General features: G+C 71.2%; 6 protein-coding genes. 5 read left to right on the forward strand and 1 reads right to left on the reverse strand.

Annotated elements, in window-relative coordinates; translation table 11 throughout:
* The first annotated feature begins 1 nt into the window (after position 1).
* Genes ABGB11_RS39135 through ABGB11_RS39150 form a run of 4 tightly spaced genes read left to right on the forward strand, consistent with a single transcriptional unit; the run spans position 2 to position 5,812 of the window.
* On the forward strand, positions 2 to 766 hold the full coding sequence (locus ABGB11_RS39135; protein WP_347640569.1) for an amino acid ABC transporter ATP-binding protein: 765 nt from the start codon (positions 2 to 4) through the stop codon (positions 764 to 766).
* A 13-nt stretch (positions 767 to 779) separates the two neighbouring features.
* A complete protein-coding gene (locus ABGB11_RS39140) occupies positions 780 to 1,643 on the forward strand; it encodes a carbon-nitrogen hydrolase family protein (RefSeq protein ID WP_347640570.1) in 864 nt (287 codons plus the stop codon).
* Positions 1,640 to 2,782, forward strand: a complete 1,143-nt coding sequence (locus ABGB11_RS39145; RefSeq protein ID WP_347640571.1) for an aminotransferase class I/II-fold pyridoxal phosphate-dependent enzyme — start codon at positions 1,640 to 1,642, stop codon at positions 2,780 to 2,782. The genes ABGB11_RS39140 and ABGB11_RS39145 overlap by 4 nt, the downstream gene beginning before the upstream one ends.
* A gap of 57 nt (positions 2,783 to 2,839) precedes the next feature.
* The gene (locus tag ABGB11_RS39150) at positions 2,840 to 5,812 is read left to right on the forward strand and encodes a DUF4132 domain-containing protein (protein WP_347640572.1); all 2,973 of its coding nucleotides are present in this window, start codon (positions 2,840 to 2,842) and stop codon (positions 5,810 to 5,812) included.
* A gap of 578 nt (positions 5,813 to 6,390) precedes the next feature.
* Here the strand turns inward: ABGB11_RS39150 and ABGB11_RS39155 are convergent.
* On the reverse strand, positions 6,391 to 7,632 hold the full coding sequence (locus tag ABGB11_RS39155; protein ID WP_347640573.1) for an NAD(P)/FAD-dependent oxidoreductase: 1,242 nt from the start codon (positions 7,630 to 7,632) through the stop codon (positions 6,391 to 6,393).
* Positions 7,633 to 7,880: 248 nt separating this feature from the next.
* Between ABGB11_RS39155 and ABGB11_RS39160 the strand changes: the two genes are divergently transcribed.
* Entirely contained in the window at positions 7,881 to 9,383 is a 1,503-nt protein-coding gene (locus tag ABGB11_RS39160; RefSeq protein ID WP_347640574.1) for a cryptochrome/photolyase family protein, read from the forward strand.
* Positions 9,384 to 9,656 lie beyond the last annotated feature (273 nt).

A 9,656-nucleotide genomic window follows, 5' to 3' on the forward strand; every position in this document is an offset into this window, starting at 1 on the left:
CATGGAGCAAGCGATGGTGCGCGCCGACAACGTGCACAAGTCCTACGGTCCCACGCCGGTCCTCAACGGGGTGTCGCTGACGGTCAGGCGGGGCGAGACGGTCTGCGTGATGGGGCCGTCCGGTTCCGGGAAGAGCACCTTCCTGCGCTGCATCCACAACCTGGAGACGATCGACGCCGGACGCATCCAGGTCGACGGGGAGCTCGTCGGCTACCGCGAAACGCGAGGGCGCCTCCACCAGCTGAGCGGCAAGGAGGCCTGCCGCCAGCGGTCCCAGATCGGCATGGTCTTCCAGCACTTCAACCTCTTCCCGCACATGACGGTGCTGGAGAACGTCACCGCCGCCCAAATCCGTGTGAAGGGGGTCAGGCGGGCCGACGCGGAGGCCACCGGCCACAAGCTTCTCGCCGACGTCGGGCTCGCCAGCAAGGCCGGCAGCTATCCCCGGCAGCTCTCCGGAGGGCAGCAGCAGCGCGTCGCGATCGCCCGGGCCCTCGCGATGGACCCCAAGGTCATGCTGTTCGACGAGCCCACCTCCGCGCTGGACCCGGAGCTCGTCGGCGAGGTCCTCGCGGTGATCCGCGACCTCGCCGACACCGGCATGACGATGATCGTCGTCACCCACGAGACCGGGTTCGCCCGCGAGGCCGGCGACAGCCTCGTCTTCATGGACGAGGGCCGCGTCATCGAGGTCGGCCCCGCCCGGGACGTGATCGCCGGCCCCCTGCACGAGAGGACCCGCGGGTTCCTCTCCACGATCCTGTGAAAGGCGGCATGGCATGAAGGACCACGTCGATGTCGCGATCGTCCAGTTCGAGCCGCGCCCGCTCGACCTGGCCGGCAACCTCGAAGCCATGGCCGGCGCCGTGCGGGCGGAGGCGGCCGCCCGCCCCACCGACGTCGTCGTCCTCCCCGAGCTCGCCACCACCGGCTACCTGCCGCCCGCCTACAGCGACGGCTTCCGGCACCGGCTGGCCGCCGCGGGCGACACCATTCCCGGCCGCGCCACCGAGACGCTCGGCCGTGTCGCACGCGAGACCGGGACCCACATCGCCGTCGGTCTCACCGAACGCGGGGACGATGAGGAGCTGTTCAACACCTTCCTGCTCATCGGCCCGGACGGCGAGACCATCGGCGCGCACCGCAAGGTGCATCTGTGGGACCAGGAGCCGAAGTACTTCAGTACCGGGGACCGGTTCGACGTACTGGACACCGGCCTGGGCCGCATCGGGCTGTCGATCTGCCACGACTCGCGGTTCCCCGAGGCCACTCGACAGCAGGTCGTGGCCGGCGCCGAGATCCTGATCTGCGCCTTCGCCTATGCTCCCGACCCGGGCGTCCCGGCGGACATCCTCACCCATCGCACGGTGACACGCGCGTGGGAGAGCAGCGCGTACTACGTCCTCGCCAACCGCCTGGGCAGCGAGTACGGAGCGGACTACGCCGGCGGCAGCGTGATCGCCGGGCCCACCGGCCAGGTCCTCACCGCCGCCCACGGCGACCGGGACCCCGTCGTCCGCGCCCGCCTCCACCACCGGCATCTGGCCGACGCCCGCGCCGTCGTGGACGTCGCCCGCGAGCGGCGGCCCGACGTCTACGGCGTCCTCGCCCCCACCGCACCGAGCCAGCAGGAGCACCCATGACCGCCTTCACCTCATCGGACCGAGTACAGAACGTCCTCCGGCACTCGCTGCGGCCCTCCACCCGCCCTCCCGCGGGCATGATCTCCCTCGCGTCGGGCGAACCGGACTTCGCGACCCCGGAGCACATCCGCACCGCCCACGCCGAGGCCGTCGAGGCCGGCGCCACCCACTACGCGGCCTGGAACGGTGCCCCCGACCTGCGGGAAGCCCTGGCCGGCCACGCCGGGGGCCCCGGCCGGCCGGAGCGGACGGCGGACCACGTCCTCGTCACCCACGGCGGCAGCGGAGCCCTGGCCGCGACGATCCTCGCCTGCGTCAACCCCGGCGACCGGGTCGTCATCCCCGTCCCGACCTACTCCCTCTACGCCGACCTCGTGCGGATGGCCGGAGGCGAGCCCGTCCTCGTGCCGCAGCAGGACGACCTGCACCTGGACCTGGACGCGGTGGCCGCGGCCGCGCCCGGCGCCCGTATGGTCGCGGTCTGCAACCCGTGCAACCCGACCGGCGTCGTGTACTCCGCGGAGGAACTGACCCGGCTGCGGGACATCGCCGACCGGTACGGTCTCCTGGTCCTGGCCGACGAGGCGTACGACGCCATCGTCTACGAGCCCGAGCGATTCACCTCCGTCCTGGACATCCCGGGCCTCGCCGAGCGGGTGCTGTACGTCCAGACGTTCTCCAAGACGTACGCGATGACGGGCTGGCGCTGTGGATACCTCGTCGCATCGCCCGACGTGGTCGCCGCGGCCGCGGTGATCCACACCCGGATGGCCGGTCCGCTCAACACCGCGGTGCAGCATGCCGCGCTGGCGGCTCTCACCGGGCCGCAGGAGCCCGTCCGGCAGATGATGGACGAGTACCGAGAGCGACGCGAGCTGGTGATGCAGCTGCTCGGTGACCTACCCGGCACCCCGCTGCGCGCTCCCGACGGCACGTTCTACGCGTTCGTCGCCCATGACCCGCGCCTGACGTCGGTGCAGGTGGCCGCGAACGCCCGCGAGCGGGGGGTGGCGATCCGCCCGGGAAGCGAGTTCGGCGGTGAAGGCTCCGTTCGCCTGTCGTTCGCCACGGACCGGGAAACCCTGACCAAGGGACTCCTCACCCTTCGCGACATGTTCGAGGAGATGGCGACACCGTAAGACGGCGCCGTTCCGTTCTTGCCCGATTCTGTCGGGAGACGGCACTAGTTTGTCCGCATGCCCCAGAGCGAGGATCTTGTCGTCCTTCCCGAGGGTTGGCGCGCCGCACTCCATCCACGTCGCGGCGGGGTGTCCGGGCCTTCGCTCGAACTCGACCCCGGCTCCGTCTCCGCCGTCCGGCAATGGGTGAAGGAGACGCGGGACGAGATCGACCATGTGCTCGACGAGCCGCGGAGCCGGAGTGACATGGTGGGGTCCGCCCGCGCCTACCTGCGGGGCGAGGCGAACCCCCAGGGCGCCGCCGTGATCGCGGCCGTCCTCGCCGCGGAGTGGGCGCTACGGGACGACTACGAGTACGGCGAGGAACCGTTCTCCGCCTTCGCGGACGCGTGGATCGCCGAGCACGGCCTGGTCTTCGCCGCCGCGGCCGCGGTCGAGCTCGGCGGCGTCTTCGTCGACGGTTACTCATGGCGGGAACGGAAGGACCGGGGCCATCTCCGGCTCCGCCGCCTGGACAAGCACGACTCCGGGTACAACCGGGGTCTGGATTGCCTCGAACGGGTCGCGGCCCGCGTTCGCGGCTTTCTCGCGGCCGCCGACGAGGCGGAGTACCAGCGGGCCGTCGACGTGCTGGGTGAGCGCCGCCATGACGGCATGCGACGCCTGGCCGCCGCGTACCTGGTGCCGACGCAGACCGCGTGGGTCGACGAGCTCTGTGCCGACCTGCCCCGGTTGCAGCCGCACACCTGGATGATGGTGCTGCGCACGATGGGGTCGCCCGGCCAACTCGCCAAGCTGCTCACCCTGCAGCGCGGGTGGTACTGGCTCAACGGCAGGCCGGGCGTGCTCCCCACTGCCGTCGAGGGCGTCGGTCCGGCGCTGGCCCCCACACTGGCCGCCGTCGCCGAGGAAGAGACCGAGACCGGACGCGACCCGTACGAGTTGCTGCGGGCACTCGGCGTGCTGGCGACGGACGAGGCGTTCCAGCTGCTGGTGGACCGCCTCGACCGGCCGCACGTGCACAGGGCCGTGATCGAGACTGCCCGCCACCACCCCCGGCGGGCGCTGCGGCTGCTCGGCGAGGCCGCCGCGTCGGGCCCCGCGCCGATCTCCTCCTACGCCGTCCGGCTGCTCCGCGACCACATCACGCCCGGTCCCGACATCACCGCCGCCGTGGTGCCGCACCTGTCCGCGGCAGCCCGCGAGGTCGTCGGGTCGATCGGCGAGTCGGCCGCCGGCTGGGCACCGGAGGCCGCGCCGGAGTCCCTGCCCCGGCTGCTGGTCGAGCCGCCGTGGACACGCGAGCGTCCCACGTTCAGGCGGGTGACCCTCAAGGGACTCCAACCGCTGGCCGCCGGGGTGCCGGGAGAGCCGGAAGGGCGGGCGGAGATCCGCGCCCTCATACCCACCGCGCTCGGGAAGACCGGCCCGCAGCGTTACAAGGCGGAGGCCGCCCTCCGGCGCATCGCCGCGGCAGAAGGCGACGCGGAGGTCCTCGAAGTGGCCGGCGAGTACGGCGCCAAGGCCGCGAAGGCGGCCAAGGTGCTGCTCGCCACCGACCCCCTGGACGACCTCCCGGCGGAGATGCCACGACGGCCGGTCTGGCAGGATCCGTACATCCTCCCCCAGGTGCTCCTCAAAGAGAACGGCCGGGCACTTCCCGCCGGCGCGGTCGACCACATCGTCACCATGCTCACCATCTCCAAGCCGGACAAGCCGTACGCGGGCATCGACGTCGTCAAGGAGATCTGCACCCCCGCCTCCCTCGCCGCACTCCCCTGGCGCCTGTTCGAGTTGTCGGGCATGCGCGGTCAGGCCTACGCCATGGACGGTAACGACTGGTTGCTGACGGCCCTGGGGCTGCTCGGCGACGACGAGACGGTGCGCAGACTCACGCCGGTGATCCAGGCCTGGCCGGGCGAAGGCGGCCACAGCAGGGCGGTCAAGGGCTTGGACGTCCTGCTCGCGATCGGCAGCGACGTGGCACTGATGCACCTCCACGACACGGCCACCAAGGTCAAGTACAAGGGCCTCAGGAGGAAGGCGCAGGAGCGGATCGACGACCTGGCCGGAGAGCTCGGGCTGAGCCCCGGACAGCTGGGCGACCGGCTCGTCCCCGACTTCGGGCTGGACGAGAGGGGCGAGATGTTCCTCGACTACGGCCCGCGCGGCTTCACCGTGGGCTTCGACGAGCAGCTCAGGCCGTACATCGTCGACGGCAAGGGTCAGCGGCGCGCCGGCCTCCCCAAGCCGGGCGTCCGCGATGACCGGGAACTGGCCCCGGCCGCCCACCGGCGGTTCGCCGCCCTGAAGAAGGACGTCCGGTCCGTCGCCGACGAACGGCTCCGGCGCTTCGAACGAGCCATGGCCGCGCAGCACCGGTGGAGCGTCCAGGAGTTCCGGAGTCTCATCGTCGAGCATCCACTGGTGCGGCACATCGCCCGGCGGCTGGTGTGGATCACTGAGGAGGGCCCTTCGTTCCGCGTCGCCGAGGACCGGTCGTTCGCCGACCTCCAGGACGACGAGCTGACCCTGCCCGAGACGGCACGGGTGGGGGTGGCCCATCCGCTCCACCTGTCCGGCGACATGGAGGCGTGGGCCGAGGTGTTCGACGCCTACGAGATCACCCAGCCCTTCCCGCAGTTGCACCGCCCCACGTACGCCCTGACCGAGGACGAGCGCGAAAGCACCGGGCTGGGCCGCTTCCACGACGTCACGGTGCCGGTCGGCAGGCTGCTCGGCATGGAGCGGCGCGGATGGCAGCGGGGCAGCGCCGAGGACAACGGCATCCAGACCGGTGTTCACCGCGACCTGCCCGGTGGCCGAGCCGTCGTCATCAGCGTCGATCCGGGAATCGCGGTCGGTGACATCGGTTTCTGGCCCGAGCAGCGAATCGACCGCGTCTGGCTCACCCGGGGCACCGACCTCAGCCGGCGGCAGGTCGAGGCCCACCCCCTGCCGTTCTCCGACCTGGATGCGATCACCGCCTCCGAAGTCCTCGCCGACCTCGTCCACCTGACGACCACCTGACCACCGGTACACCCTGGACCTGGAGCATCGGCGTCCGCATCGACCGCTCCGTCGCCTACGCGCGCGACCGCACCACCTTCGGCCGCCCCCTGGCGTCCCGCCAGGCCATCCAGTGGCCGCTCGTGGAGCTGCACACCGAGGCCGATGATGCGGACGCTGATCCACAAGACCGCCCAGCGGCTGGACGAGGTCCACGTCGCCTTCGAATCATCGACCCGGACTCCTCGCTCGTTTTGAGCACGTCGCGCACATTTCCCAACGTCCCCGGCACGGTCCGCAAGACGCTGTACCTGCAGACCGCCTGGACTGACAGCGCCCCGAAGGTCCCCACCCTCCCCTGACCGTCCGTCCCCCAGCGTTGAGTCGAGACAGAACCTCATCAAGGGGACGCCGTTTTCCAACGGCGTCCCCTTTCCCGTCCCCCGCCACGTGACCACTGGCCGGGCGGGGTGGTCGTCGCGGGTGGGTGCTCTTCCCTCCCCGGCTCCGACAGCCGACCTGCACCACTGCCGGGCGGGTTCGTTCAAGGGTGAAGGCCGCAGTCCCGCAGGTGGCCCGGTCAATCCGGCTGCCCTCGCTCAACCCGAGATCGGGACGGTGGTCCGCAGGCTGGAGTCGGCGAGGACGGCCTCCGCGGCGCGGCGTCCGGACACCAGCGCGCCCTGGATGGAGCCGGTGTCGCGGTGGTCGCCGCAGACGTACCGTCCGGGCCGGAGCCGCACCGGCTGCCGCATCCGCAGCGGCGGCGGCATCGCGGGGAGCGCCGCCTCGACGGGATAGGTCCCGATGAGCCGCCATCCGGAGGTGTCGCCGTAGATCTCGGTCAACCGCTCCAGCACCCGTGATTCGTCCGCATCCAGGCCGAGCACGGACGTCGAGATGAGCGCGCGGCTGTCCGGAGAGTAGCGCGGGGCCGCGTCGGTGAGGACCAGCGTGTCGGCGATGACGCCCTCGGCGTCGATGATCTGGACCGGCTCACGCAGCGGCGAGGAGGGAGCCACGTGGTAGAAGGTCGTTACCGCGCGCATGACGGGTGCTTCGACCTCGGGCAGCAGCCGGGCCGCCTGCACGGGGTCGGTGGCGACGACCACGGCGCGGGCCTGGACGGTGGAACCGTCGCCGGTCCGCACACCGCCGTCGGTGATCTCCTGGACGGCTGTGTCGAGCGAGATCGTCCCTTCGGGCAGCCGGTCGGCGAGCTGCAGGGGGATGCGGCCCATTCCCAGCGCGGGAAGGGTGATGGTGCCGCGGACGAACGACCGCCAGATCAGGTGGAAGTACCGGCTGGAGGTCTCCAGGTCGCGTTCCAGCAGCACGCCGGACAGGAACGGGCGCATGAGCCGGTCGATCATCACATGGGACAGGCCCCGCAGCCGGAGTTCGTCGTAGGTGCTTCGTTCGGGGCAGTCGCGCAGCCAGGAACCGGAGGCGACCAGGTCCCGTGCGGTCATCGCCGCCAGCGCCGCCTTGTCGCCGATGGTGCCGATGTCGGCGAGGGCGCCGCTCACCGCGTGCTCGGGATGCCTCCACGGCAGCATCACCCGCTCCCGGCGGCCTCGGTGGAACACCAGCAGACCGGACGAGAACGGCCGGAGGTCCAGGGCCGCGAAGTCCAGAATCTGCTGGGCCTCGGGATAAGCGGTGTTGAAGACCTGAAAACCGCGGTCGAGGCGGAACCCCTCCACCACGTCGGTGCGCACCCGGCCGCCGATCCCGTCGGACGCCTCCAGCATCCGAACCGGCACACCGGCCTGGTGCAGTCGCACGGCACAGGCCAATCCGGCCAGTCCCGCCCCCACGATGACGACGCTTTCGGGCATCGCTTCCCCCTCCCCGGAGCGACCGTCCCGGCCGCCCGGCGCCGGTTTCTCCTGCTCAGCGCGATCGACTCGGCAACATCTGTTCCTGGGGCACCATGCCCGCCGTGTCCGTGGTCACTCCGAGCCCGGCCCCGACGGGGGAACGCGTGCAGGTCTGGTCGGCCTCGCCCACCAGCGCGCCGCCTGTGCCCGCGGCGGCTCGTGCGCCACACTGAGCGGACGTCCAGGCATCTCGGGGGAGGATGCGCATGGGGGCGCACGACCGCTCGAAGGCCGCGTTCCATTGGCTGTTCGGGGACCAGATGGGCCCGCACTTCCTGCGGCCTGACAGCCAGATCGTCATGATCGAGTCGCGCGGGGTCTTCCGGCGGCGCCGCTTTCACCGTGCCAAGGCGCACCTGCTGCTGTCCGCGATGCGGCACCGCGCGGCCGAACTCGGTGACCGGGTGCGCTACATCCAGGCGGAGACTTACCGTGACGGCCTGAACCGAGCCGTCGGCGACGCGCCCGTGACCGTCCATCACCCCACGTCCCACGGCGCCCTTCGCTTCGTGCGGGAACTGGAGCAGGTGGAGGTCCTGCCGCCGCGCGGATTCCTCGTGCAACCGGACGAGTTCGAGCGCTGGGCGGACTCCGCTGGGCACCTGCGGATGGAGGACTTCTACCGGCACGTGCGCCGATCCCACGATCTGCTGATGGACGGCGGGCAGCCCGCGGGCGGGAGGTGGAACCTGGACACCGACAACCGCGAGGCCCCGCCCAAGGGCGCCGCGGTACTGCCGGTGCCGGCACCCTACCGACCGCGTGAAGACGCCATCGACGACCAGGTCAGGGCCGATCTGGACCGGTGGGAGCGGCGCGGGGAGGTATCGTTCGTCGGCCGGGACGGACCGCGCCTTTTCCCCGCCGACCGCGCCGAGGCCCGGCGAGCCCTGCGCGCATTCGTGCGGAAACGCCTGCCCACCTTCGGCCGCTGGGAAGACGCGGTGCTGGCCGAGGACTGGGCCATGAGCCACAGCCTGCTGTCCGCTTCGCTCAACCTCGGGCTGCTGGATCCGGCGGAGTGCGTCGAGGCCGCCGAAAACGCCTACCGCGCGGGCGAGGCACCGCTGAACTCCGTCGAGGGCTACATCCGGCAGGTCGCCGGCTGGCGCGAGTACATGTGGAATCTCTACTGGCACCTCGGGCCCCGCTACCGCGAGTCCAACGCCCTGGGGCACCACGCGCCGCTGCCGGACTGGTTCGCCCGCCTGGACGCCGACGCCGTGCGGGCGCGCTGCCTGTCGACCACTCTGGCGCAGGTCCGTGACCGGGGCTGGGTCCATCACATACCCAGGCTGATGATCTTGGGCAATCACGTCCTGCAGCGCGGCTGGGATCCGGCGGCGGTGACCGACTGGTTCCACCGCTGCTTCGTCGACGGATACGACTGGGTGATGCTCCCCAACGTGATCGGCATGTCCCAGTACGCCGACGGCGGCCGCATCACCACCAAGCCGTACGCTTCCGGCGGCGCCTACATCAACAGGATGAGCGACCTGTGCGGCCCCTGCGCCTACCGTCCCACCGAACGCGTCGGCGAGCGGGCGTGCCCCTACACCGCCGGCTACTGGGAGTTCATTCACCGCCACCGCGAACGGCTGGCGCGCAACCACCGCACCGCTCGCGCCGTCAAGCAGCTCGACCGTCTCGGCGACCTGGACGACGTGCTGCGCAACGCGCAGTGCCGCGACCCGGACGCGGCACCCTGACCGACCGAGATGCCGTGGATCTTCCGGGCGGCTTCGCAAGCCGCCCGGCACCTGTGACCGGCCTTCTGTACGTTCTGTACGTACAGCCGTTCGCTTACAGCGAATGTCGATGACGGCTTTGGCGGAGGGGCGCTCACAGGCCTTGATACGGCAGCTGTAATTGAGGCTCTGGCCTGCGGTGATCATGTGTTGGTGTCGGCGTAGGCGTGCCATGCCTGGTGGCATTTTCGGGCTCGGTATTGGTGGCGTCGGCGCCAGGTGGACCATGCGCGG

It is taken from the genome of Actinomadura sp. B10D3 (assembly GCF_039871695.1).
Classification (GTDB): domain Bacteria; phylum Actinomycetota; class Actinomycetes; order Streptosporangiales; family Streptosporangiaceae; genus Spirillospora; species Spirillospora madurae.

What these genes read in the sequence shown, in the direction of transcription:
- ABGB11_RS39155 (WP_347640573.1), bottom strand. Translation starts at nt 7,632, where the DNA reads ATGCCCGAAAGCGTCGTCATCGTGGGGGCGGGACTGGCCGGATTGGCC.
- ABGB11_RS39145 (WP_347640571.1), top strand. Translation starts at nt 1,640, where the DNA reads ATGACCGCCTTCACCTCATCGGACCGAGTACAGAACGTCCTCCGGCAC.
- ABGB11_RS39135 (WP_347640569.1), top strand. Translation starts at nt 2, where the DNA reads ATGGAGCAAGCGATGGTGCGCGCCGACAACGTGCACAAGTCCTACGGT.
- ABGB11_RS39140 (WP_347640570.1), top strand. Translation starts at nt 780, where the DNA reads ATGAAGGACCACGTCGATGTCGCGATCGTCCAGTTCGAGCCGCGCCCG.
- ABGB11_RS39150 (WP_347640572.1), top strand. Translation starts at nt 2,840, where the DNA reads ATGCCCCAGAGCGAGGATCTTGTCGTCCTTCCCGAGGGTTGGCGCGCC.
- ABGB11_RS39160 (WP_347640574.1), top strand. Translation starts at nt 7,881, where the DNA reads ATGGGGGCGCACGACCGCTCGAAGGCCGCGTTCCATTGGCTGTTCGGG.